This window comes from Shewanella sp. WXL01 (genome assembly GCF_012263345.1).
Lineage (GTDB): Bacteria > Pseudomonadota > Gammaproteobacteria > Enterobacterales > Shewanellaceae > Shewanella > Shewanella maritima.
Genome location: NZ_JAAIKQ010000005.1, coordinates 206,089 through 231,068 on the forward strand (window position 1 = coordinate 206,089; position 24,980 = coordinate 231,068).

Consider the following 24,980-nt stretch of genomic DNA (forward strand, 5'->3'; position numbering starts at 1 on the left):
GGATGCTAAAGCGGAGCCATCATGGACGATTTTACGGCGACTTGCGCGAACAACGTTTATTTACCCCAAAGTTGACGGGGCGATTATAAACGAGCCATAAGCGAAAGCCCTGCTCTCAGATCAGGGCTTTCATTTTATGTTTGAAAATAGGGCTAACTACACCGAATAGTTGGGGTAATCTATGTAGCCCTGTTCACTGCCACCATACAAACTCAATCGGGCATCTGCATCAAATTCTGCTAATGGCCAATCTTGCTTAAAGCGCGCCACCAAATCTGGGTTAGTCACATAAGGCGTACCGAACGCGCATAAGTCAACTAAACCTGACGCCAATAACTGCTGTGCCGACTCTTTAGTTAGCTTACCTGCAACCATAATCGTGCCTTTATACTCATCTCTTAGCGTCTTCCTAAACTCATCCGGTACTGGCAAATAGTTAGAAATATTCTCAGATAAATGTAAATAAGCTAACGGGGTTGCGGCAAAGTGCTTAGCTAGCTCAATCACCAACTGCTCGATTTCATCATCAACCGTGCCGTCACCTTCCATTACATGTGGTGATAAACGCACAGCAACGCGATCACGACCAATGACCTCTCCCACGGCATCAAGGGTCTCAATCAAAAAGCGCAAGCGATTTTGTGCACAACCGCCATATTCATCAGTGCGCTGATTGCTGGCTTTACGCATAAACTGATCGAACAAGTAGCCGTGAGCGCCATGAATTTCAACGCCATCAAAACCTGCCTCAATACTGTTCTTCGCAGCCTGAACAAAATCAGCAATGGTTTGCTCGATATCTTGCTTAGTCATCGCCCGCGGTTGGCTGGTTTCAATCATGCCAAAACCACCTTCAGCTAGCGGACCAAAAACTTGATCGGGTACTTTTACTGCAGATGCGGATAAAGGTGTTTCACCTGCAATAACCTCATGGCTGCGGCGACCAACATGCCACAGCTGTATGTAAATTTTACCGCCTTGCGCGTGCACAGCGTCAGTGACTTTCTTCCAGCCATCGATATGCGCTTGAGTATATATACCAGGCGTCATTGAATAGCCGCGGGCCACATCTGACACTGGCGCGCCTTCGGTAATGATCAAACCTGCATTTGCACGCTGAGCATAATAGGTTGCCATCATGTCATTTGGCACATCACCAGGTTGGCTGGTGCGCGAGCGCGTCATTGGTGCCATTGCTACGCGATTATCAAGTGTCACAGGACCAAGTTGAAATGAAGAGAACAGCATAAATAAACCTCTTTCTTCTCTATATCGTTCTTTAACTAATTTTTAAGACTTTAATTTATATACGTCTGTATCAGAAAATCTTGGGTAGTCGCTTAAGCCTTTCTCACCACCGCCAAATAAGGTGTTAGCATCATGGCTAGCCCAAGGCTGTGCGTGCTCAATTCTCGACACTAGATCAGGGTTGGCAACAAATGGTCTGCCAAAGGCAATCATATCCGCCACGCCAGACTCAATGGCAGCGCTAGCTCGCTTAGCATCATATTTACCAGCGTAAATAATGACCCCGTTAAATGCATCGCGTAACTGCTGTTTAAACTCAAGCGACATTACTGGCGCATCATCCCAATCCGCTTCAGCAATATGCATATAGGCAATACCATGCTTATTCAGCACTTTTGCCGCCGCAACATAAGTTTGCTCAGGGTTATCGTCAACAGTGCCATTAAGCGTGGTCAAAGGCGCAAGTCGAACGCCGATTTTTTCTTTACCTACGGCTTGTACTAAAGCATCAACAACTTCATCTAAAAAGCGCAAACGATTCGCTAAGCTGCCGCCATACTCGTCAGTACGAGCATTTGACTGTGAATCCACAAATTGATTGACCAGATAACCGTTAGCACCGTGTAGCTCAACGCCATCAAAGCCAGCCTCTATGGCATTTAGCGCCGCTTGCTTAAACTCAGCGAGAACAGCTTCAATGTCTTGTTTGGTCATTGCGCGAGGCTCAACCACATCAACAAAACCCGGCTCATTTGTACCATTATCGATAAACACTTTAACGTTTTCTGCTTTGATAGCAGATGCCGAAATAGGCTGCTCACCGCCAATATTGTCTGGATGGGTCACCCGACCAACATGCCATAACTGGGCAAACATCACACCGCCTTGCTGGTGCACAGCATCGGTGACTTTACGCCAGCCTTGAACTTGCGCAGGTGTGTAAATACCCGGCGTCCAGGCGTACCCTTTAGCGATAGGGGAAATTTGCGTGCCCTCGCCTACAATGAGTCCAGCACTGGCACGTTGCGCATAATAGGTTGCCATCATCTCATTGGCGCAGTCGCCAGGTTGAGTCGCCCTAGAGCGTGTCATAGGTGGCATTACAATGCGGTTAGCTAGCGAAAAGTTACCCAGTTTAATTGGTTGTAGCAGTTTTGCAGGCATAGGATCTGTCTCTTTATTTGCTCTAATTTAGATTCAAAATCTAACTAGCGATCAATTGAATGAGACTGAGTTTACCGGGATATTCAAAACGCAAAAACCACAAAAGTCACAAATAACTTTTGTGAAAATAACAAAAATAGACAGAGTTGTTGCAAGGCTCACAACAAATACCGATGATGAGGCAAGGGTTACAGCGCCAATCTTGGTTTGATGAATTCAATAAATGCTGAAATACGGCTCGATACCGCTGAAGAGCGATAATAAACCGCGCTGACATTTTCTCTATCACTGTTGGCAATCAACTTATCTGCCAACACAGATACTAACTTGCCTGAGGCAATATCGTTCGCCACCATAAAGTTAGACAGACAAGCAATGCCATTGCCTGCCAAAACAAGCTGACGCATGGTTTCACCATTGCTGCAACTAAGCTGCATTTGCCCTGCTTGTACAGCCGATTCAAAGCCCGGTAAAGGCCATATATTTAGCTGCTTAATATCGCTAAAGCCAATAAGCTGATGCTGACTTAGCTCCGCCACGTCATTAAGGTTGCCATACTTTTCAAGATAATAAGGCGATGCAACCAAATGCAACTTGCTTTTACCAAGGCTACTGGCATGCATACTCGAGTCATGCAGGCGACCAATACGAATAGCAAGATCGGTGCGGTTCTCAATTAAATCAACATAGCCTTCATTTGACGTCAGTTGCAGCTCAATATCAGGGTAAGCTTGTCTAAACTCGGCGACTAAAGGCACTAACTGATGCAGCACAAATGGCGTAGCGGCATCAACTCTTAATTTGCCTGCAGGCTTGTGTCCAAGGTTGATCACAGCTTGCTCTGCCAGATCAACCTGATTTAGCGCTTGACGCACTGAATGAATAAACTGCTTGCCCTCTTCTGTCAGCTCGATTTTACGCGTAGTGCGATTAATTAAGCTCACCCCGAGATTGGACTCGATTCGACTGACACTGCGCGAGACTTTAGCGACTTGAATATCGAGTGCATTCGCTGCAGCGCTAAAGCCGCCATGCTCAGCAACAGCGATTAAAATAGTTAGATCTTCAGAGCGGTTTAACATAATGACCTTTTATGTTTGTCGAACTTTAAATCGGCAACAGTATAAAACAAGTCAACTCTCCAATTTAAGATAATGTATAGAGCTTAATTGTTATTTATAACATGCTGAAAGTTAGCTAGCTTGAGTAACACTTGCTTTGCATCATCAGATAAAGGAATGTCAAACTCGTAGCGGCCATGGCTTGCACTTAAACTGTTCAACTGCAGTTTATTGGTTGCTTGTAATAAGGTTATCACTTGCTCAGGGTCGGCGAATGTCACAGACTCGTCGGTGCGAACGGCATAGGTAGCAGTTTTACGTGGCAAGGTGACATGCACAAACTCTCCATTCACTTTACCTGTTACCGTTTTATCGCGATAGCCTCTTCCCCCAGATAACCCATAGGCAGCTTTCTCATGGGTTAAGCTAAGTAAATCAGTATCGCCAGCCAACACTTGTTCAACTGCGACGCCAAAACCCAACTTTAAGGTTAATTCAGGAGCCAAGGTAGGCTCAGCCTTACCGCTGTGCTTTGCGCTCACAAGCTTTGATTTGACCATTTTTACTTGCGGAATAACTGAACCTGAGATTATCACTTGTTCATAACCACCTGAGCCCCAATTAGCAAAGCGGTAGTTAAGCTGCACACGCGCCTGAATATTGCCTGTCACATCCAGAGTGCAACTTAAAGCAGGCGCCTGATGACAGTATTGCTCAATATCTGACTGTGCTATGCCTGTTTTAATTGCCAAATATTCACTGTTGTCGCTAGGGTAAGCATCAATTTCGTTAACAAAATTTGAAGTGCAACCAGCCAGAGTAAGCGCAGTTAGAGCAAGAGTAATCCTCAAATCCAAGCGATACTGTACCAATCTACCTTTCATCAATAGCATCATTTGATTCCCATAAACCTACTAATGATAAAAGCTTCACATATTCGGCAGCTCAACTCCGTTCTTGAAAGCACAAAAAAGGGCTAAGCAACTGCTTAACCCTTTAGTGTTTCTTTTAGCACTTTGGTCTATCTTAGTGTGGCTGACTTAGCCTTTATCGGCGTGCAGGCTTGGCGCGTGGGCAATAATACGATCCGCCATACGCGAGAATGGCAAGCTTTGTAACCATACCGTGCCGTGACCGCTTAGTGTCGCTAAGAATAGCCCTTCACCACCTAAAAACATCGACTTAAGTGAGCCTGCGCGTTCAATGTCATAATCTATGCCCGGCGTGAACCCTACAAGACAACCGGTATCGACTCTTAAGGTTTCGCCGTTGAGTTCTTTTTTAATTAAGGTGCCACCTGCGTGAACAAACGCCATGCCATCACCGCTTAACTTTTGTAAAATAAAGCCTTCGCCGCCAAAAAAGCCTGCTCCAAGTTTACGACTAAACGTCATCGACACCTGTGTGCCCAAAGCTGCGGCTAAAAATGCATCTTTTTGACAAATAAGCTCATTGCCATGCTCAGCTAAATCAATAGCGAGAATCGTACCTGGGTTTGGCGCAGCAAACGCCACTTTACGCTTTTGCCCACCTTGGTTACTAAAGTGCGTCATAAACAAGCTTTCGCCGGTTAACATACGCTTGCCTGCGCCCATTAACTTACCGAAAAAGCCCGATTCCATTTCAGAGCCATCTCCCATCTTGGCTTCAAAATTTATATCTTGCTCCATGTAGCTCATGGCGCCAGCCTCGGCGATAACTACCTCGCGTGGGTCTAGCTCAACTTCCACCAGCTGCATGCTGTTGCCAATGATTTCATAATCGACTTCATGACAGGTTTTAGACATTTTTCACTCCTTGAGTCTGAATTACTTGCACTACCATAACTGACAAACTGAGCTGTGGCTAACCTTATAATCCGTCATTCTCGCTAGTGCTGATATAAAGCGAATTCTTCAATAATTAATGAAGTAAACAGCTTGCCCGCACGCCCGAGCGGTCGCTCATGAGTCGACACTAACTGCGGGGTAAATTTAAAACGATTACCACCTCTAAAATCGACCAGTTTGAGTTGTTCACTTGCTAACTCATCTGCAATCAAAAAATCTGGCATCCAACCAAAACCTAAGCCCTTAAGTAAGGCATTCTTCTTCATAATAAAGCCAGAAAGGTAGAACACCTTATCGCCACCAAATTGCATCTCGTCTTTGTCGCGCTTAATTGGCGATGAATCTTCAATGGTTAACTCAACATGCTGCTGTAAATCACTAAGACTAATATCGGTCTGATGAGATAACGGATGTTCATTTGCCACCACCAGTAAACTAGTAATAGCTGGCAGTGCCGTCGGTTGATAGTTAGGGCCAGTGCGATAATCTTTTACCAGCATTAAGTCTGCTTTATCTCGCTCAAATCTGTGTTGTACACCGCCTAAAAACTCCATATTCAGCTGAATTTTAGTGGGTATTTGATACTCGCTCATACGTTTAAGCGCCGTCATAATTGGCTCCATTGGCAAGGCACCATCGATCACCAATTCAAGCTTAGGCTCCCAACCATCACTAAAACGTGTAGCTAAATGCTCAATATTGGCAAGGTGCTGCAGCAATCTTTGCCCTTCTGCCAGTATCACCTTACCTTCAGGGGTTAACTCAGCTCGATACTTGTCGCGATTGAACAGAGTGACACCAAGGTGTTGTTCAAGCTTTTTAACCTGATAACTCACCGCAGACTGCGCCTTATGCAAACGCTCAGATGCCTTGGCAAAACTGCCCTCTTCAACAAGTACTTGCAGTACGTTAAAGGCATCAACATCTATTCTCATACGTCCTCCGCTGTCAAAGCACTTTGACAAAGTTGTAAAGCAAAGTTAACCATCTAATTTTTAGATTGAGTTGCACGACTTATTATTCTTTTTTTTGTTCAAGCGAGCAACTAGATTGTTAGCTAGATCACAATTTAACTGAAGTAACTGCTGTAGTTAGCACGGTAACCAGCAAGAGTTGTCGGGCAAAACTACGACCCACAAACTGAACTAAAACCAATAACGATGTGTTTGTAAGGTTAAGTGAAAGGATTAAAAGGAACTGCTAATGCCATTTTACGTAAAACAAGGCCAAATCCCCAACAAGCGCCATATTGCCTTTGAAAAAGACAACGGCGAGCTGTACCGCGAAGAGTTGTTCTCAACTCATGGCTTTTCCAATATTTACTCCAACAAGTATCACCACAATATGCCAACCAAGGCAATTGATGTAGCACCTTACTCGGTTAATCACGGTGAAGCGTGGCAAGATGCACTGATCCAAAACTATAAATTAGACTCGAAAAAAGCCGACACCCAAGGCAACTTCTTCAGCGCTCGCAACAAGATTTTCTTTAATAATGATGTTGCCATGTATACCGCCAAAGTCACTAAAGCAACAGACGAGTTTTACCGTAACGCTTATTGCGACGAAGTGATTTTTGTCCACGAAGGTGAAGGCACACTTTACAGCGAATATGGCGAACTTGCGGTCAAAAAATGGGACTATCTCGTGATCCCACGCGGCACCATCTACCAGCTTAAATTTAACGACTTCAATAACGTGCGTTTATTTGTTATTGAGTCAGCATCTATGGTGGAAATTCCTAAGCACTTTAGAAATGACTATGGCCAGTTAACTGAGTCTGCCCCTTATTGCGAACGCGATTTCCGCGTGCCTGAGCTTGCTGAGGCAGTCGTTGAAAAAGGTGAGTTTCCACTGGTATGTAAGTTTGGTGATAAATACCAGCTCACTACCCTTGAATGGCACCCATTTGACCTTGTAGGTTGGGATGGCTTTGTGTACCCATGGGCATTCAATATCACAGAGTATGCACCTAAGGTTGGCAAAATCCACCTGCCACCATCAGATCACATCGTGTTTACTGCCCATAACTTCGTGGTTTGTAACTTTGTACCTCGCTTATATGACTTCCACGAGAAGTCGATTCCAGCGCCTTACTATCACAATAACATCGACAGCGACGAAGTGCTCTACTACGTCGATGGTGACTTTATGAGTCGCACCGGCATTGAACCTGGGTCTATGACGCTACATCAAAAAGGCGTGCCTCACGGGCCGCAACCTGGCAAAACCGAAGCGTCAATCGGCAAAAAAGAAACCTATGAATACGCGGTAATGGTAGACACTTTTGCACCATTACAGCTTACGACCCATGTACAGCAATGCATGAGTCAAGACTACAATCGCTCTTGGTTAGAAGACTAAGAACAAACATAAAAGCCTAACCCAAATCACTAAAGGTGATGGGCGACAAGAACAAGAGGAAAACATCATGGCTAGCGAACAAAACCCACTTGGCTTACTTGGTATTGAATTTACTGAGTTTGCCAGCCCAGATACTGATTTTATGCACCAAACTTTTATCGACTTTGGTTTTTCAATGCTGAAAAAATCAAAAGATAAAGACATCTTTTACTACAAGCAAAACGACATCAACTTTCTATTGAACCGTGGTCGCGAAGGTTTTTCATCAGAGTTTGCTAAGTCTCACGGCCCTGCTATTTGCTCGATGGGCTGGCGTGTAGAAGATGCTGAATTTGCATTTAAATCTGCAGTAGAGCGCGGTGCTAAGCCTGCAGACGATGCAAGTAAAGATATGCCATACCCAGCAATTTATGGTATTGGCGACAGCTTAATTTACTTCATTGACGTGTTTGGCGAAGACAACAACATCTACCAAACTGACTTTGAAGATCTAGAAAACCCTATGGTTATCCCAGACAAGGGCTTTATGGAAGTCGACCACCTAACCAACAATGTCTACAAAGGCACTATGGAGAAGTGGGCAAACTTTTATAAGGATATCTTCGGTTTCACTGAAGTACGTTACTTTGACATTAGCGGCGTACAAACTGCACTGGTTTCTTATGCTCTGCGTTCGCCAGATGGCAGCTTCTGTATCCCAATTAACGAAGGTAAAGGTAACAACAATAACCAAATTGATGAGTACCTAAACGAATACAATGGCCCAGGTGTACAGCACCTAGCATTCCGTAGCCGCGACATTGTTGCGTCACTCGATGCGATGGAAAACACCTCAATTCGCACCTTGGATATTATTCCTGAGTATTACGACACTATCTTTGAAAAACTACCGCAAGTGACCGAAGATCGTGAGCGTATCAAGCATCACCAAATTCTGTGTGACGGTGACGAAAACGGTTACCTATTACAAATCTTTACTCAAAACCTATTTGGTCCAATCTTTATTGAGATCATTCAGCGTAAAAATAACCTAGGTTTCGGTGAAGGTAACTTCCAGGCACTATTTGAATCAATCGAGCGCGATCAAATGCGCCGCGGTGTGCTTTAATAACTAGCCTTTCCAAGCGGCTTTTAAGCAAGCAGCTTTTTACAAAGGCCATCTACGTCAAAAACCAGCCTAGTGCTGGTTTTTGTTTTTTATCACGGTTAGAATCCGCAGCTGCCTAAGACTCAACTCATACTGAACTAAAACATGCCAGAATTAGCCGTACTTGCCGTATTTATTCCTACCTTCTTTTTTGTGTCGATTACCCCAGGCATGTGTATGACATTGGCGATGACATTAGGCATGAGTGTTGGTGTGCGCCGCACGCTGTGGATGATGCTAGGCGAACTGGTTGGGGTGGCAAGTGTAGCGATTGCCGCCGTATTTGGCGTTGCCAGTATCATGCTTAACTACCCAGAGATATTTAACCTGCTGAAATGGGTTGGTGGCGCCTATCTTGCGTACATTGGCGTCAACATGTGGCAATCAAAAGGAAAAATGGCAATTGTTGATAATCAGCAAATCAATACCCACAGACTCGCCCTAGCCTCACAAGGCTTCATTACAGCTGTAGCTAATCCCAAAGGTTGGGCATTTATGATTTCCCTGCTGCCGCCCTTTATCGATGTAAATAAAGAAATCAGCACTCAGCTTGTTGTCTTACTGAGCATTATCATGGTGACTGAATTTACCAGCATGATGGCTTATGCTGCGGGCGGCAAAACCCTTAAATTATTTCTAGCTAAAGATGGCAACATCAAACTAATGAACCGCATTGCCGGTAGTTTGATGATAGGTGTTGGCGCCTGGCTGGCTTTGGGGTAATGCTCATTAAAACAACACGCCCAACACAACCCCGCAACCACACCTTAACCAGATAACAACACAAAGCGACTTACAATGCGATAACCTCACTTGTTTCCCTCAAGTGTTCTCTGGGGAACATCTTTAAAACTGCCGTCTAATATACTCGCCCAAAATATTCTTGTGAATGAAACACATATGATTTTCTCTATCTAAACACTCTGTCAATGCAATCAACTCTAATCGCCGCTAATTGATTTAAATACTTTCATTAAAACTGAGCAAGTAATGAACAAATAGGCATGCGGGTAACATCGGATAGACCGGACCTTACTAGGCACAGGAAGAGTATCTGAGTAGAGGTGACTGCAACGAAGTTGTTGAAAACAATCTAGCCCAAACAGATCACAAGAAATTGAACTGAGAAAACTGAATGAGTATGCGAAAGGAATTGTATCTATTCATCAAATAAAGCATCGCTACGCTCCTTATGGGCACATAATTAGGATAAACATATGCAAAAAGTAAAAGATACAATCCAAGGCATAGTGGGATTAATCATCATGGTGTTAGTGTTTAAATCATGCTCATCAAGCAATGAGCCAGAACATGTGACAGAGTCAACAGCACCTATAACAATCGAACAGGTGAACCGTGTGGCTAATCGCAGCCCTAAAGCTAACCTTAGCGCGTTGTTAAGTGAGCACCCCAAATTAGACCTTCTAGAAGTACCATTCTTTGATGACTCAATAGACTTTTGCACTAAGGACGTATGGAACAAGGATGATTGGGATGCAGATGACGGTCTAACCAATGCTGAATATACTCAGCTAGTAGAAACTATTAACGGAATGATCAATCGTATTGAAGAAGAGATAGCACGTGTTAAGGCATTGCCAGCCTCAGACCACTCAGGCAACTATCAAGGCTATGAATACTTGTCTTGTATGTACCCAGAAAACCAAATATACAAAGATAAGCTTAACCACTACAAAGGGCTGTTCTACGGTCAGAAGAATGTGGAGGACAATTGCTGGGCATTATCATTCATGTATGGACAAGACAAGGTAGATGACCGTTGGACATACAAACTAAACAACGGTGGATACGAGCACCACATACTGTTTTTTGATACCAATCAAAGAGTAAAAGAGCTTGTTTGCATGGCAAACATGTACGGAGAAGTTCAATCCCACCACTTTGACGGTGAACGCTAAATAAGTAAGTGCAACCAAGATAGAGCTATCATTGCAGCTCTTTAAATTTCTATGGATTAACCAAATGAAAAAAGTTTTAAGTGTTGTATCTTTAGCTGCAACAACATTCGTCACCCAAGCTGCCGAAAATAATTTCGAGAATATCTATATAAATACTTTTGGATCTTGGGTAGCCAATGAAATCATAGACACCTTTGAAGAACGTCCCGTATCTTGGGTTATTTTCCACAAAGTTGGGAACCATGGAAGTGTGGCCGTCAGCTGCGAGGGTAACCGCTTCGAAGTCTCAGCGCGAGAGGATAACGTGCTAAATAAAACATTAGGATCTGCTTTCAATAAGAGCAAGGATATCGATGTAAAGTGGAAAACTGATAAATCGGGAGTGCGAACATCTACAACTGGACTCTACCCATATACCTTAGCACTAGGGTTTAGCGCAGAAGACTTTCTTGCTGATGCAAAAGCAGGCAACACGATGAAGATTCGAACATCTCAAGGAGAAGAAAAACATACGTTTACCATATCTTTATCAGGGTTTACCAGCGCGGCTAAGTGGCTCGAAACCTCATGCGATAAAGGATCTTTTATAAAACAAAATAAATGAAATATTAGCTCACAAAACTAATTAATTTTCAGGCAGCACCAAGAAATCACTTTAGGAGGCTATGTTTTCTTAAGACATCGCATCATGGGTAACGATTCGGCTCTTGCCTAAAAATCTTATCAGTATCTTGCTACTAAAAAACACGCCTTTACAACCTAAATAGAGGCTTCAAGCTTAACGACAAAACTGGAAAACTAATCTTATGCTTAAGCAACCACTTTCTACACTGTTATTACTACTCATGATCACAGCTACAGCACATGCAGAGGATACTGATGTGTGCGAGCTAACAGGGTACGCCTTTAATACGTATATAAAAGACAAATGGCCATCCGGCCAAGAGACTCACGCATGTTGGTCTAGCTACAAAGAGCTGACAGGCAGTCCTATGGCTAACAACATTGCAATATATGCATATGGTACGTCTCAAGAAGCCACTCGATTCAAAATAGTACTTAATGTTAACGACCTCAAAAAAGAACAAAGTGCTTTAGAGAGTTTAGCAAACGATACCTACAGATATATTCTTAAAATTGGTATAGATAGCAGTGTCTTATCTAAATTGGTTGACTCAATAAAACTAGGTAAGAACGTAGACTTGTCAGCATCGGGAGTAACATACTCATTCAAAGTTGACTATGAGTGGAATACAGGTAAGGAATACCACGTAATAGTCTCCCGTTAGTCCGAATGCGCCCCCACCAATCAAGGGGCTAATTCGAAACCAGTGCCAGCTTTTAAAACTACTCTGGCAATAAACTATTTACAAAACTAATAGGCATTGTACTAATGGTAAACAATATGGGAAGCAACAATCCCGCCAGAAAAAAGCTCAATTCTCAAACAAAAACGATCCAGTTCACACACAGTTCAAAAACCAACCGTTAACGTACATTTTACATTCAGCAATTATTTCCGGCCTGACGTCAACCAACATAAAAAAGTGTTATCTAGATAACACTTTAGACATTTGATTTTACGTATATTCCGCCCAAATCTTCACGCGTAATTTTAGTCGCCCATTAACAATTTAGGGTGACTCTAGAGCAGGTTAAGGAATAATGATGGCAACGAAAGCAATGCGCCATAACACGCGCAAACGCGTCATGCGTAAACAAGTGAATTATTTTATGGGTACCTTTAACTCAATGATTAAAGTGTGCTTTGTTACTGCAGTGGCTATCACTGCCATTACTCTAGCTGTTGAGGCAGGAATGGGGCTTTCTCTATAGCTTTGAGTCAATGCTCTGCGCCCAAATTAGCCAGACTCAAAAGTCTGGCTAATTGGTTTTAAATGGTAATTGCTTAGCTAGCTCTGCCATATAAACTTTCATATGACCCGCCTCTTGCAGGCAATAATCTTCAATCGCGTTAGCAAAACCTGAGTGCGCCACATGATGCAATGAGTGAGTTGCCACAGGCACAAAACCTCGCGCCACCTTGTGCTCTCCTTGGGCGCCAGCCTCAAACACCGCCAATTGATTTTTAATCGCATACTCGATGCCTTGATAATAACAAGCTTCAAAATGCAGCCCGTCAACTTCTACTAGTGCGCCCCAATAACGACCGTATAGATGAGTTGCAGAAGTAAAATACAACGCCATCGCAACGGTATTGCCTGTGTTGTCTGTCGCTACCAATAACTGAATTTGCTTGGACATGGTCTTTCCAAGCTCTATGAAAAACGCCAAGTTTAGATAGCCTTGATGACCTGAGCGCTTTAAATAGGTTTGCTGATAACAAAGGTAAAAGGTTTGCCACTGTTGCTCGGTTACCTGCTCGCCTGAGATAAACTCAAATTGAATTCCTGCGTCAACAACCTTTTGCCTTTCTTTATTAATCATTTTGCGCTTGCGCGATGTCATGGTTTGGGTGAAATCACTAAAATCCGAATAGGCTAAGCTATTTGCCTTTAGCGAGCTTTCACCACTATTGCTCAAGCTTTGTTTTTGAATACTATCAGCATTGTCCAGTCCACGGTTATGCCAATGAAATTGCGTACCTAAGCGTGCAAACATGCCCTTTTGTAAACTGCCAATATCAGTTTTAGGCACAAATAACTGATGCCAGGAAGAAAAATGCTCACTGCACAGCTGCTGCAAATGTTCAGCTACTTTAGCGCGAAGCATTAAGATCTGCTGCTCAGTCAATGCTTGAGATATAGCTAACCTCGGGCCAGTTGCTGGCGTAAACGGAATTGAGCTTACAAGCTTTGGGTAATACTCAACCTCGTGCCGCTCATATGCCTCAGCCCATGCCCAATCAAATACATACTCGCCCCAAGAGTGCTGCTTTATATAAAGCGGCATAACCGCAATTAAGGTATCGCTCTCAGTTTGTTTTATCCCTAGATGAAACACTTGCCAACCCGAGCGCTCAGACACACAGCCACTGGCCTCTAAAGCATGCAAATAAGCGTAGCAACAAAACGGGTTATCACTCGCCATTAGAGCATCCCAATTAACCTGGCCAATTTCAGCAATCGAGGCGAAGTGATGTATCTCTAGCTGCTTGGAAAATAGGCTATTAAATTCAGCATTATTAGGCTGCTTTGTCTCTGTGTCATCTTGAGTTTGATTACTTTGTGTCATGGTACGGTCTGATTACTCTGCGTCATGCTATTTACTGTGCTTCATGCTAAAAGCTTAGCTTTTCCATTAGCTCATTTTTAACGACTCATGCTTATTAGATCATATTAAGTGACTCATTTTTTACCGACCATCACTAAGCGGGCTAGTCGAGATAAAACTATCGGTAAATAGTTTTTTAAACAACACGATACCAATTTAATTAAGCCTATGGCACATTGTTTTGGTATTAAGGAAGACAATTAGGAACACCCGTGCCCAACTTTTCGAAAATCTCGCTGTGCTTATCAGCAGCCGTCATTAGCTTTTCAATTGGCTCAGCTGTACTGCCACAAACCAGTCAAGCCCGCGAAGCGTCTATTTATAGCTCTAAAGCCACCGCGCAACCCATTTACGCCAAACACGGCATGGTGTCGTCTCAAGAAGCGCTAGCCACCCAAATTGGCGTCGACATTTTAAAACAAGGCGGCAATGCAGTAGATGCAGCTGTTGCAGTTGGTTATGCCCTCGCTGTGACTTTGCCGCGAGCAGGCAACCTAGGCGGTGGCGGCTTTATGTTGGTGCATTTAGCGAAAGAGAACAAAACCGTCGCTATCGATTACCGTGAAGTTGCGCCCAACAAAGCACATCGCGATATGTTTCTAAATGAACAAGGCGATGCAGATAAAAAGCTAAGCCGTGAGCATGGCTTAGCCATTGGCGTACCAGGCACAGTTATGGGCATGTCTTTGGCGTTAGAGAAATACGGCACCATGGAGCTCGAACAAGTCATAGCGCCAGCAATTAGCTTGGCTAAAAACGGCATCAGCGTGACCTCAGATCTAGCAACATCTCTTGCAGGGCTTAAGCGTCGTATTAGTCAGTGGCCAAGCTCTAAGGCAATTTTTTATCGTCCAGATGGCAGTAACTTTGATATTGGTGACGTGCTAAAACAGCCAGATCTGGCGCACTCATTAAGCTTAATCGCTAAGCACGGCAACAAAGGTTTTTACCAAGGAGAAACAGCCGAAAAGATTGTTGCTGCAGTGCAGCAAGCTGGCGGCATAATGACCTTACAAGATATGAAAAACTACAGCGTAGTCGAGCGTGAGCCGGTATCTGGCGAATATCGTGGCTATAAAGTGGTTTCAATGCCACCACCATCATCTGGTGGAACGCACATTATTCAAATGCTCAATATGCTTGAGCAATTCCCTATCGATAAGCTTGGCCATAACACAGCTGACACCTTGCATTTGATGACAGAATCAATGAAGTACGCCTATGCCGACCGTTCAGAGTTTTTGGGTGATCCAGATTTTGTAAAAGTACCAGTTTCTGAACTCACCAATAAAAGCTACGCTAAATCATTAGCCGACAAATTTACCATTAATAAAACCACGCCAAGCGCAGAAATTAAGCCAGGCAAACTTGCACCTTATGAAAGTAACCAAACCACCCACTATTCAGTAGTCGATAAGTGGGGCAACGCAGTATCTAACACTTACACGCTGAACTTTAGTTATGGTTCAGGATTAGTGGCAGCGGGCACTGGTATTTTACTTAATAACGAAATGGATGACTTTTCAGCTAAGCCTGGTACACCCAACGCCTATGGACTCATTGGCGGTGAAGCCAACTCCGTTGCAGGTAACAAGCGCCCGCTAAGCTCAATGAGCCCAACTATCGTAATGAAAGACGGTAAGCCTTATATCATTACCGGTAGCCCAGGCGGTTCACGCATTATCAATATTACCTTACAGATCATTATGAACGTTATCGATCATGGACTAAATATTGCCGAAGCTACGGCTGCGCCAAGGGTTCACCATCAATGGCTGCCTGATTATCTTCGTGTTGAACGCTCATTGAACCAAGACACCATTAAACTGCTTGAGTCTAAGGGGCATAAAGTTAAGGTTGGTAACTCAATTGGCAGCACTCAATCGATTGTCGTCACTGAAGATGGAAAGTTTGGCGCTTCTGATCCTCGAAGAGCTGGCGCACAAACCTTAGGTTACTAACCTCATACTCTCTGCATGCGCTTGAGGCTTTTTGTTGGTTTCAAGCGCGCTTTATTTCGAAAGCAAAGTCTGTCACTGAACATGTTATGCCGGTGACCATATCCATACTAACGCCGCTGTCAAACTGTATTACTGAACTAACAAATAGTGCCATGTATACAAAGTCGACCTTAGCGCAACTTATTTTATTTGCGCCTTTCCAAACACTGTTAACCCAGTCCAAGGCAATTTACATATTTAACCAAACATAAACCAGCCAACCCGATACGAAACACGGTAAAAGTTTGACTGATTGGCAATCAAATCTCTAATCAGATAACCAATAAACCTGACTTGGTGCCACTGAAATAACGCAACACGACAGACAATCCACACCTAAAATATCATCTAACAATCCATAACATTTAAAATTAGAGCTTTTACTCTCATTTAACATCAAACGTTCTCCCCACCTTGCAATTAAATGATAACGATTATCTTTCCCCAAAATAAATAGCCCAAATATCAACCAATTAAATATAAAAAAGCATAAAAACACAAAAATATCAGCAAACTAAAACCGTACTACAACCCTTATAAAATGGGCGTTTTACAGCCAAACAACAGCACCACAAAATAGTTAACTTTTACAACAAATGAAATAAATCACGTTATCTTTTTGTGTACGGTATATAATTTAAGAAATCGCTTTACCTCAGCCATAATTTAGAAGTAAAACAAGGGGGTTCAGTGATGAGCAGACAAGGAATAGTTGCAGTTATCGGATGCAATCTTGGTGGTAAATTTGCCGTACTCTGTTTCGGTGTTAATACAACTTTTACACTAAACTTACATCAGAGAATGCCGATACATAACATGAGCGTTTAAATAACCAAATAAAACGAATAAAACTCAAACAACAAAACTTCTTGCAGGCCATTTATGAAGCTTACAAACCTAAAAATTAGGCATCGCGTTGCACTGTTAACAGTTGCCGCAATTATCTCGTTCGTTATTGCTGCTGTTATTAATAAATCAACCAGTAATAGTAACGAAGAGCGTCTAGATCTTATTCAGTACAAACTCTACCCTGCGCTGAACTTATCTACTATTAACGATGGCTTGTTACTTCAACTAGACCAACTCATCCAATCTGCTGTAACCACTGGTGAAGAAGAATCACTAGATACCGCAGCACAAATGGTTGGCCAGATCTCGGATAACTTATCGTCTCTTAGCAGCTTGTTCCCACAGCAAAGACAGCAAACAGAGCGATTAAAAAGCGATTTACAAACCTATCACGTCAATGCAAATCAATTAGTTGCGGAGTTTTTAAAGGACGACGTTGATTTCAATAAAATCAAAAATCAGGCTGCAGCTAACGCTGATCGTTATCAATCACTGGTCAGTCAGTTCTCGACCATGAAAGATGAATTTGCCGTGCAGTTTGAGCAAAGCATTGAAGCAACTAAAGCAGCATCTAGCGACGCCAACAGCTTTTTCGTTGTTATTAGTGTTATCACAGCCCTAGTGATGATTGCCTTAGGCGTTATTGTGAGCCGCTCAATTATCGGCACCATCAACAATGTTACCGATTCACTGCGTAACATCTCAGAAGGTGAAGGCGACCTGCGCGCTCGCATCGACTATGACGGTAAAGACGAAATTAAGCCACTTGTGCATTGGTTTAACCAGTTCGTGTCTAAACTACAGGACTCAATTGCTGATACTAAACAAACCACTGACAGCTTAAGTACTGTTTCGAATACTCTGCTTCACAGCTCGCAAAACAGTGAACAAACAGTAGAAGAACAAAACGCAGCAATTGAGCAAATATCGCAAGCTATGCGTGAAATGTTTGTCAGCGTGAGTCAAATTTCTGAGTATGCAGCCAATGCGGCAGCTGAAGCAGAAAATGCGAGTCAAGAATCTCAGCAAGGCCAAATCGTTGTTTCTGATGCTGTTACTACCATCAACAAATTGGCTGAAGAAGTACAAACTACCGCAGTGGTTGTGAATCAACTTGAAGCCTTTACCAGTAACGTAAATGACATTTTAGATACTATTCGCGGCATTGCTGACCAAACTAACTTACTGGCACTAAACGCAGCAATTGAAGCGGCTCGTGCGGGTGAACAAGGTCGGGGCTTCGCGGTAGTTGCCGACGAAGTACGTACCCTCGCCTCCCGAACTCAAGCATCGACGACAGAAATTCAACAGGTACTGCAAGAGCTACAAACGACCTCTAAGCAAGCTGTTGACGCTATGCAGCGCGGTATTGAAACCGCTGATGAAGGGGTTAAAACCACCTCGCGTGCTGGCGATGCACTGACTAGCATCACCGACAAAGTTAGCGCAATTACCGTGGTTAACGAGCAAATTGCTGCAGCCACTGAAGAACAGCACACCACATCTAAACTAATTGAACAGTACGTTGCTGAGATTGAAAGCAATGCAACTAAAGTCAAATCGACCACTGACGAAATGGGGTCAATCAGCTATGACATCCAAAGTGTCAGTGAGCGTCTACAATTAATAACAGACCAGTTTAAGGTCTGATTTTAAAAAATATTTGCTGGTGCTTACCGAGTAAGAGCCAGCAAAAATAAACGCCTAAAAGGCGAACTATGATGATGACGAGGATAGACATGAACAACTTCGCTATGAAAGCGCTTCCTTTAGCGGTTTCAGTTGCCCTGCTGCCTGCTAGTGCTATTGCTATTGCAGATGACGCAACTGATAAAAAAATCGCTCAACTGGAGCAGCAAGTTAAATCTCTACAAAAGCAGCAACGCGAAAGCCTAGCTGACAAGTTCAGTTTTAACGGCTTTATCAGTGTTGCTTACACCACATCAGACAATGATGCTGGCTACAATAATTCATCAACGGGTGCTGACTTTACTGAAGACAGCAAGCTAGGTTTTCAAGGTACCTTTAAAATCTCAGATCAAACACAAGCTGTGATGCAGTTAATGACCCGTGGTGCCAACGACTGGGATATCGAAGCCGAGTGGGCTTATTTATCTCACCGCTTTGATAGCGGCATTCAAGCCCGTGCAGGTAAGCTGCGTGTACCGCTATTTATGTACTCGGACTACCTAGATGTTGGTTATGCGCAGCCATTCGCGCGCCCACCAAAAGAAGTGTATGACCCAGTGCCTTTCTCTTCTTACACAGGTGGTGATCTTGCTTATGATGTTGAATTTGAAGACTCAACACTAACCTTACAAGGTTTTGGTGGTCAATCTGACGTTGAAGACGACCTACGCAAAGTAGATCTAAACAATATCTTAGGTGCCAATATCTCTTGGACTGACTTAACCTGGACTGCTCGCGCCGTATACGGACAAACCAAAATTGACGGTGTATTGTACCTAGGCGACGATGTGGTTCCAGTTAGTGATACCACGTCTAAATTCATCGGTCTGGGCGGTAGTTATGACAACGGTAACCTACTTGCAGTAGCTGAGTGGACCCAAGTTGAAATCGAAGGCCCACTGGCCGATAACGAGTCTGGTTATCTGACCCTGGGTTACCGTATTAATGCATTCACACCATACGTGACAGCGGCCTACTACAAAACCACTGATAACGATGAGCGTGCAATGCTACCACCTCTAGCATTCGCCTTTGACCGTGAGCGTAAAGCATACAGTGCAGGTCTTCGTTGGGATGCTATTGATAACGTAGCACTTAAATTCGACGTTACTTACCTAACAGATTTTGGTGACTCTCATGGTGGCCTAGACGGTAATATTGACCGCGCACTTTCTGGATTAGAAATGCACGACAGTTCAATGCTTTATACCGTTAAAGTCGACGCAGTATTCTAAGGAGCAACAAGATGAAAAAGTTATTATCAATTGTCGCCCTTAGTCTAGCAGGCATGGTTTCAGCCAACGCTGCTGTGGTTGTTATTGGCAATCCAGGTGCGGCTGACATTTCAAAGGGTGATGCTAAAAAAGCATTTTTAGGAAAAGGTTCTAGCTACGTGGTTTATGAGCTAGATGAGGGTAATGCCACTCGCTCTGAGTTTCATAGCGCCGTAACAGGTAAGTCTGATGCTCAGTTGAAAGCGTACTGGTCTAAGCAAGTATTTACCGGCAAAGGCAACCCACCAGCAACGGTATCTGATGCCGCAGCGATGAAAGCCGCTGTTGCTAGCGATGCTAACGCGATTGGTTATATCGACGAAGCCGACGTTGACGGCAGCGTGAAGATAATCTTAAAACCTTAGCTTTTAAGCAGGTCTTTAACTAAGTAAGGGAGTGACTTCTCACTCCCTTATTCTTAAAACTAGCCTTGCGATAAATCTATCCCAAGCACTATATAGCTAATTAACTCACAAGCACCAAAGTGCTTTTTTATTTGCCCAACAAATACACATGTACATACCACTGAGCACACACAAATATACACTAATGTTTAGAGCACAAATAATGTTTGGAGTAAGGAGGACACACCAACTTTAAAATCAAAATTTATCCTCTAAGGCGAAGCAATTTGGAAAATATAGCTCGTAAAAATAGCAACTTAGATGAGGTTGCAATTAGATGAGAATAGCAATGCCAATGCTGCAGATTAGCAAGAGGATATCAGTTGACAGTACACACCGAGTAGCGCTGTTCACTGAGTAACACTAAGCACTAAATAATGAGACATAAAAACAATAAACAACAGCCTAAAGGGCGACAAAGTAATGAGAGGAGTATCTAGATGTACTTTACTTTGAAAACACTACCGGTTGCGATTTCAATCGCCATGCTGCCAATTGCAGCGCAGGCTAACCAGCCAAACAATGATGAAAGGGTTGCTAAACTCGAGCAACAAGTTGCGTCACTACAAAAGCAGCAAAATGATAGTTTAAAAGATAAGTTCCATTTCAACGGTTTTATTAGCCTTGGCTATGTAAGCGCTAACAACAGTGCTGGCTACGCAGGCGCCACAACCGCAGCAAACTTTGAAGAAGAATCTAAATTCGGCTTTCAAGGCACCTTTGATATTAGCGATAACACCCAAGCTGTAATGCAATTAATGATGCGCGGCGAAAACAACTGGGACATTGAAGCTGAATGGGCTTACCTATCACACCGCTTTGATAATGGAATTCAAGCTCGCGCGGGTAAACTACGTAGGCCACTGTTTATGTATTCTGACTACTTAGATGTTGGCTATGCTCAACCATTCGCTCGCCCACCAGAAGAGGTTTACGGTGGTGTACCGCTGTCGACCTATACCGGTGGTGACATCAGCTATGACATCGAATTTGAAGATTCAACAATATCCTTGCAAGGGTTTGGCGGACAATCTGATGTAGACAATGGCATCGCAAAACTCGATCTCACAAACTTTGTCGGCGCTAATGCAACTTGGACCGATATGACCTGGACTGTGCGCGGTGTGTATGCACAATCAGATTTTGATGGCTACATCGGCACACCTCAAGGGCAGTTTGACATAGACCACTCAAAAGCCACCTTTAAAGGCATAGGTTTAGGATATGACAATGGCAATTTCTTCATGGTGTCTGAAGTGACGCAAATGAAGATCGAAGGTGTTTTATCTGATAACGACGCGGGCTACATCACACTTGGCTACCGCATTAATCAATTCAGTCCTTACGTGACAGCTGCATTTTTGAAAACAACAGATGATGACGAACGAGCTGCAATTAATCCGGCTTTAGGATATGGATTTGATGAACAAAGAACAACCTACAGCGCAGGTATTCGTTGGGATGCGCTGGATAACCTTGCTATCAAGTTTGATGTTACTTACGCACACGACTTTGACGGTACTCACGGCGGCTTAGTAAATAACAAACAGTATGACTACACCAGCAACAGCTTTAAATATGATAGCACGACGGTTTACACAATTAAGCTCGATGCTGTGTTCTAAAGGAGAACTAAGATGAAAAAACTATTCTCGACTCTTGCTCTTAGTCTAACTTGCATTGCCTCAGCTCACGCTGGTGTTGTGGTTATTGGAAACACTGGGACAACTGACATATCTAAAGGCGATGCTAAAAAAGCATTTCTAGGAAAAGGTTCTAGCTATGTGGTTTATGAGCTAGATGAAGGTAATGCTACTCGCTCTGAGTTTCATGGAGCGGTAACAGGAAAATCGGATGCTCAGTTAAAAGCCTACTGGTCTAAACAAGTATTTACCGGCAAAGGTAACCCACCAGCAACGGTATCTGATGCAGCAGCAATGAAAGCCGCTGTTGCTAGCGATGCTAACGCAATTGGTTACATAGACGAAGCTGACTTAGATAGCAGCGTAAAAGTGATATTTAAGCCTTAACCCACCCTTAGCTTAAATTGTTATCACCATTCCCCTCGGCCTAAGCTGACCGTTCCCACAGTTTGGGCCGAGTTTTATTAAATAGTTTATATCAGTGTTAGCAAAATTCTTTGTTACGAAACAACCACATCGAACCAATCAAGCTCCTTCCTACGGTTCAATTAAGCACTGTTTAAAAGTAACTCACTGTTATTTATTACGATAATCAGGATTACATTGAACGAAGCTGTTAAGCAGCCAAGCTTAAATCACCATTAAGGCCAGTCACACAAACTTAACAAACGAACCAAAGTTGTTAGAATGACCGCGCAGTAAATTTCATTAGTCCTGACGTTGTAACGACGAATATAACGTGAGGGCAAATAAAAAATGAAAAGGATGAGTCACATGTTTTTTAAGTTGTGGCCTTATTCGACAATAACAAATCAATTGCATTAGGGAGCAATATGAAACGATCTACTCTTAAACCTCTGGTAGCGAGTATTACGCTAGCATTGGCAGTTAGTGCCTGCACTAGCACTGGCTCACAGGCACCTTCGACTGTATCTTTGGCGCAAACAGAGCTAACTCAAATCAAACAACAACACGCCAACAACCCTTTCTTTTCTGAGTACGGCACCTTCTTTGAAATGCCAAACTTCGACAAAATAAAAAACGAGCACTACCTACCTGCATTTAAAGCCGGTATTGCAGAGTTACAAGTTGAAATAGCCGCCATTGCCAACAACCCAGAAACGCCGACTTTTGCCAACACCATTGAAGCAATGGAGTTTTCAGGCAACCTAGTAACACGCGTTGCATCAGTGTTTTACAACTTAACCAGTGCCCACACTAACGAAGAACTACAAAAAATCTCTAAAGAAGTGTCACCTTTACTATCAGCATCAAACGATGACATTTACCTAAATGACAAACTATTTCAACGTGTTAAGTCGGTATATAACAATACTGACCGCAGTAAACTTAACACTGCACAGGTTAAACTGCTTGAGGACACATTCAAACGTTTTACCCGCGGCGGTGCGAACCTGTCCGAGCAAGACAAAAACAAGCTACGTAGCCTCAATGAGCAGATTGGCAAACTCAGCCTCGAGTTTGGCGACAACCTATTAGCTGAAACTAACGCCTATGAGCTAGTGATTGATAATGAGGCTGACCTTGCCGGCCTGCCAAAAGATGTCATCGACACTGCTGCAGCAACGGCGGCTAAGCGCGACAAGGCCGGTAAATGGATTTTTACCACTCAGCGCCCTTCTATCACGCCATTTTTAACCTACGCAGACAATCGTGAACTACGTAAGCAAATTTATACCGCTTATATTGAGCGAGCTAATAACGATAACGTCAACGACAGCAAGAAAGTGCTAGCAAAAATTGCGTCCCTTCGTGCTGAGCGCGCCAAGTTAATGGGTTATGAAACTCACGCGCACTTTGTACTAGAGGAGCGCACCGCAAAAACGCCTGAAAATGTTTATGGTCTATTGAATAAAATCTGGCCTGCTGCACTTGAGCAAGCAAAGAACGAAGTTGCGGTGATGCAAGAGTTAATCGATGCTGAAAACGGCGGTTTTAAGCTTGAAGCTTGGGACTGGTGGTACTACGCAGATAAAATCCGCGTAGCCAAATACAGCTTTAACGAGCAACAAACCAAACCTTACTTCTCCCTTGAAAGTACCCTAAAAGGTGTGTTCTACACGGCAAACCGCCTATTTGGGATCACAGTAAAAGAGCGCACTGATTTACCTAAGTACCATGAAGAAGTGCGTACCTGGGAAGTATATGATAAAGACGGCAGCCTAATGGGCGTGTTCTTAGGTGACTACTTTGTGCGCGACTCAAAACGCGGCGGCGCTTGGATGAATGCATATCGTCAGCAATACAAGATGAATGGCGTGGATTCAAAACCGATTATCGTCAACGTACTTAACTACCCTCGCCCTGCTGAAGGTGAGCCGGCGTTGCTAACTTTTGATGAAGCTAGCACCCTATTCCATGAGTTTGGTCATGCGGTTCATGGTTTATTGTCAGATGTGCAATACCGCTCGCAATCAGGTACTAGCGTACCTCGCGACTACGTTGAGTTCCCGTCACAAGTGATGGAGAACTGGATGACTCAACCAGAGGTGTTAGCTCAGTTTGCTAAGCACTATGAAACTGGTGAAGTTATCCCGCAAGAGCTAGTTGAGAAGATTCAAGCGGCGAGCAAATTTAACCAGGGCTTCGCCACAGTTGAATATATGGCAGCCACTTACCTTGATTTAGATTGGCACACACTGAAAGACAACACCGTGCACGATGCAGCTAAATTTGAGGCAGACTCAATTGCTAAAATGGGGCTGATTAAAGAGATAGCACCGCGCTATCGCAGCACCTATTTCGCGCATATCTTTGCCGGCGGTTATTCTGCAGGTTACTACAGCTACATTTGGTCTGATATCTTGGGTGCCGATGCTTTTGAAGCATTCAAAGAAAACGGCATTTTCGATGAAGAAACCGCAAATAAATTCCGCAAGTATATTTTGTCGTCAGGTGGTAGCGATGACCCAATGGAGCTCTACAAGAAGTTCCGCGGAAAGGAAGCGGGTATCGAACCACTGTTGCGTAGTCGTGGCTTGTTGTAACACAGCACATTTACGTTGAAAAACGCCGCTAATCAGTGATTAGCGGCGTTTTTGTCTTTAAAAGCAAAAATTTCACCTAAACGCTAACAAAAGTCACATTATTGCAAACACTAACTGTTAGAATCATGCCGCAATTTGGTTTTAACT

At 43.5% G+C, this 24,980-nt stretch carries 21 protein-coding genes; 14 read left to right on the plus strand and 7 right to left on the minus strand.

Annotation, left to right across the window (positions count from 1 at the left end; translation table 11 throughout):
* Nucleotides 1-156 precede the first annotated feature (156 nt).
* The 6 genes from G3R49_RS13745 to G3R49_RS13770 form a co-directional block, all read right to left on the minus strand.
* The gene (locus tag G3R49_RS13745) at nt 157-1,248 is read right to left on the minus strand and encodes an alkene reductase (protein ID WP_167870054.1); all 1,092 of its coding nucleotides are present in this window, start codon (nt 1,246-1,248) and stop codon (nt 157-159) included.
* Nucleotides 1,249-1,290: 42 nt separating this feature from the next.
* A complete protein-coding gene (locus G3R49_RS13750; protein WP_167870055.1) occupies nt 1,291-2,412 on the minus strand; it encodes an alkene reductase in 1,122 nt (373 codons plus the stop codon).
* Between the two features lie 188 nt (nt 2,413-2,600).
* On the minus strand, nt 2,601-3,494 hold the full coding sequence (locus G3R49_RS13755; RefSeq protein ID WP_167870056.1) for a LysR substrate-binding domain-containing protein: 894 nt from the start codon (nt 3,492-3,494) through the stop codon (nt 2,601-2,603).
* Nucleotides 3,495-3,577: 83 nt separating this feature from the next.
* Nucleotides 3,578-4,357, minus strand: a complete 780-nt coding sequence (locus G3R49_RS13760; protein ID WP_167870057.1) for a hypothetical protein — start codon at nt 4,355-4,357, stop codon at nt 3,578-3,580.
* A 156-nt stretch (nt 4,358-4,513) separates the two neighbouring features.
* The gene (locus G3R49_RS13765) at nt 4,514-5,260 is read right to left on the minus strand and encodes a TIGR00266 family protein (protein ID WP_167870058.1); all 747 of its coding nucleotides are present in this window, start codon (nt 5,258-5,260) and stop codon (nt 4,514-4,516) included.
* 83 nt (nt 5,261-5,343) lie between these two features.
* The gene (locus G3R49_RS13770) at nt 5,344-6,237 is read right to left on the minus strand and encodes a LysR family transcriptional regulator (RefSeq protein WP_167870059.1); all 894 of its coding nucleotides are present in this window, start codon (nt 6,235-6,237) and stop codon (nt 5,344-5,346) included.
* Nucleotides 6,238-6,505: 268 nt separating this feature from the next.
* Between G3R49_RS13770 and G3R49_RS13775 the strand changes: the two genes are divergently transcribed.
* The 7 genes from G3R49_RS13775 to G3R49_RS13805 all read left to right on the plus strand — a co-directional run bounded on the left by G3R49_RS13775 (nt 6,506) and on the right by G3R49_RS13805 (nt 12,568).
* On the plus strand, nt 6,506-7,666 hold the full coding sequence (locus G3R49_RS13775) for a homogentisate 1,2-dioxygenase (RefSeq protein WP_167870060.1): 1,161 nt from the start codon (nt 6,506-6,508) through the stop codon (nt 7,664-7,666).
* Between the two features lie 67 nt (nt 7,667-7,733).
* Nucleotides 7,734-8,774: a 4-hydroxyphenylpyruvate dioxygenase gene (hppD, locus tag G3R49_RS13780; protein ID WP_130602589.1), complete on the plus strand. Its 1,041-nt coding sequence runs from the start codon at nt 7,734-7,736 to the stop codon at nt 8,772-8,774.
* A 144-nt stretch (nt 8,775-8,918) separates the two neighbouring features.
* Nucleotides 8,919-9,536 carry a LysE family translocator gene (locus tag G3R49_RS13785; protein WP_167870061.1) on the plus strand — a complete coding sequence of 206 codons (618 nt, stop codon included), beginning with the start codon at nt 8,919-8,921 and terminating at the stop codon, nt 9,534-9,536.
* 494 nt (nt 9,537-10,030) lie between these two features.
* Nucleotides 10,031-10,732 (plus strand): hypothetical protein, encoded by a 702-nt coding sequence (locus tag G3R49_RS13790; RefSeq protein ID WP_167870062.1) that lies wholly within the window; start codon nt 10,031-10,033, stop codon nt 10,730-10,732.
* A 64-nt stretch (nt 10,733-10,796) separates the two neighbouring features.
* Nucleotides 10,797-11,336, plus strand: a complete 540-nt coding sequence (locus tag G3R49_RS13795; protein WP_167870063.1) for a hypothetical protein — start codon at nt 10,797-10,799, stop codon at nt 11,334-11,336.
* 202 nt (nt 11,337-11,538) lie between these two features.
* Nucleotides 11,539-12,021, plus strand: a complete 483-nt coding sequence (locus tag G3R49_RS13800; RefSeq protein ID WP_167870064.1) for a hypothetical protein — start codon at nt 11,539-11,541, stop codon at nt 12,019-12,021.
* A 379-nt stretch (nt 12,022-12,400) separates the two neighbouring features.
* Nucleotides 12,401-12,568 (plus strand): hypothetical protein, encoded by a 168-nt coding sequence (locus tag G3R49_RS13805; RefSeq protein ID WP_167870065.1) that lies wholly within the window; start codon nt 12,401-12,403, stop codon nt 12,566-12,568.
* A gap of 48 nt (nt 12,569-12,616) precedes the next feature.
* Here G3R49_RS13805 and G3R49_RS13810 read toward each other — a convergent pair whose 3' ends face one another.
* Nucleotides 12,617-13,927, minus strand: coding sequence for a GNAT family N-acetyltransferase (locus tag G3R49_RS13810; RefSeq protein WP_167870066.1), 1,311 nt, complete (start codon nt 13,925-13,927; stop codon nt 12,617-12,619).
* A 296-nt stretch (nt 13,928-14,223) separates the two neighbouring features.
* On the opposite strand from G3R49_RS13810, the gene ggt reads away from it, so the two are divergent.
* The 7 genes from ggt to G3R49_RS13845 all read left to right on the plus strand — a co-directional run bounded on the left by ggt (nt 14,224) and on the right by G3R49_RS13845 (nt 24,833).
* Nucleotides 14,224-15,927, plus strand: a complete 1,704-nt coding sequence (gene ggt / locus G3R49_RS13815; RefSeq protein WP_348633932.1) for a gamma-glutamyltransferase — start codon at nt 14,224-14,226, stop codon at nt 15,925-15,927.
* 921 nt (nt 15,928-16,848) lie between these two features.
* The gene (locus G3R49_RS13820) at nt 16,849-18,465 is read left to right on the plus strand and encodes a methyl-accepting chemotaxis protein (protein ID WP_167870067.1); all 1,617 of its coding nucleotides are present in this window, start codon (nt 16,849-16,851) and stop codon (nt 18,463-18,465) included.
* A gap of 89 nt (nt 18,466-18,554) precedes the next feature.
* Entirely contained in the window at nt 18,555-19,739 is a 1,185-nt protein-coding gene (locus tag G3R49_RS13825) for a porin (RefSeq protein WP_167870068.1), read from the plus strand.
* 11 nt (nt 19,740-19,750) lie between these two features.
* Nucleotides 19,751-20,143 carry a phosphate ABC transporter substrate-binding protein gene (locus G3R49_RS13830; protein WP_167870069.1) on the plus strand — a complete coding sequence of 131 codons (393 nt, stop codon included), beginning with the start codon at nt 19,751-19,753 and terminating at the stop codon, nt 20,141-20,143.
* 479 nt (nt 20,144-20,622) lie between these two features.
* Complete coding sequence (locus tag G3R49_RS13835; protein ID WP_130602575.1) at nt 20,623-21,807, plus strand: outer membrane protein; 1,185 nt, start codon at nt 20,623-20,625, stop codon at nt 21,805-21,807.
* Nucleotides 21,808-21,819: 12 nt separating this feature from the next.
* Nucleotides 21,820-22,212: a phosphate ABC transporter substrate-binding protein gene (locus tag G3R49_RS13840; protein WP_130602573.1), complete on the plus strand. Its 393-nt coding sequence runs from the start codon at nt 21,820-21,822 to the stop codon at nt 22,210-22,212.
* 446 nt (nt 22,213-22,658) lie between these two features.
* A complete protein-coding gene (locus tag G3R49_RS13845; protein ID WP_167870070.1) occupies nt 22,659-24,833 on the plus strand; it encodes a M3 family metallopeptidase in 2,175 nt (724 codons plus the stop codon).
* Nucleotides 24,834-24,980 lie beyond the last annotated feature (147 nt).

Coding starts and splice junctions, on each gene's coding strand:
- G3R49_RS13745 (WP_167870054.1), bottom strand. CDS start 1,248: ATGCTGTTCTCTTCATTTCAACTTGGTCCTGTGACACTTGATAATCGC.
- G3R49_RS13750 (WP_167870055.1), bottom strand. CDS start 2,412: ATGCCTGCAAAACTGCTACAACCAATTAAACTGGGTAACTTTTCGCTA.
- G3R49_RS13755 (WP_167870056.1), bottom strand. CDS start 3,494: ATGTTAAACCGCTCTGAAGATCTAACTATTTTAATCGCTGTTGCTGAG.
- G3R49_RS13760 (WP_167870057.1), bottom strand. CDS start 4,357: ATGAAAGGTAGATTGGTACAGTATCGCTTGGATTTGAGGATTACTCTT.
- G3R49_RS13765 (WP_167870058.1), bottom strand. CDS start 5,260: ATGTCTAAAACCTGTCATGAAGTCGATTATGAAATCATTGGCAACAGC.
- G3R49_RS13770 (WP_167870059.1), bottom strand. CDS start 6,237: ATGAGAATAGATGTTGATGCCTTTAACGTACTGCAAGTACTTGTTGAA.
- G3R49_RS13775 (WP_167870060.1), top strand. CDS start 6,506: ATGCCATTTTACGTAAAACAAGGCCAAATCCCCAACAAGCGCCATATT.
- hppD (WP_130602589.1), top strand. CDS start 7,734: ATGGCTAGCGAACAAAACCCACTTGGCTTACTTGGTATTGAATTTACT.
- G3R49_RS13785 (WP_167870061.1), top strand. CDS start 8,919: ATGCCAGAATTAGCCGTACTTGCCGTATTTATTCCTACCTTCTTTTTT.
- G3R49_RS13790 (WP_167870062.1), top strand. CDS start 10,031: ATGCAAAAAGTAAAAGATACAATCCAAGGCATAGTGGGATTAATCATC.
- G3R49_RS13795 (WP_167870063.1), top strand. CDS start 10,797: ATGAAAAAAGTTTTAAGTGTTGTATCTTTAGCTGCAACAACATTCGTC.
- G3R49_RS13800 (WP_167870064.1), top strand. CDS start 11,539: ATGCTTAAGCAACCACTTTCTACACTGTTATTACTACTCATGATCACA.
- G3R49_RS13805 (WP_167870065.1), top strand. CDS start 12,401: ATGGCAACGAAAGCAATGCGCCATAACACGCGCAAACGCGTCATGCGT.
- G3R49_RS13810 (WP_167870066.1), bottom strand. CDS start 13,927: ATGACACAAAGTAATCAAACTCAAGATGACACAGAGACAAAGCAGCCT.
- G3R49_RS13820 (WP_167870067.1), top strand. CDS start 16,849: ATGAAGCTTACAAACCTAAAAATTAGGCATCGCGTTGCACTGTTAACA.
- G3R49_RS13825 (WP_167870068.1), top strand. CDS start 18,555: ATGAACAACTTCGCTATGAAAGCGCTTCCTTTAGCGGTTTCAGTTGCC.
- G3R49_RS13830 (WP_167870069.1), top strand. CDS start 19,751: ATGAAAAAGTTATTATCAATTGTCGCCCTTAGTCTAGCAGGCATGGTT.
- G3R49_RS13835 (WP_130602575.1), top strand. CDS start 20,623: ATGTACTTTACTTTGAAAACACTACCGGTTGCGATTTCAATCGCCATG.
- G3R49_RS13840 (WP_130602573.1), top strand. CDS start 21,820: ATGAAAAAACTATTCTCGACTCTTGCTCTTAGTCTAACTTGCATTGCC.
- G3R49_RS13845 (WP_167870070.1), top strand. CDS start 22,659: ATGAAACGATCTACTCTTAAACCTCTGGTAGCGAGTATTACGCTAGCA.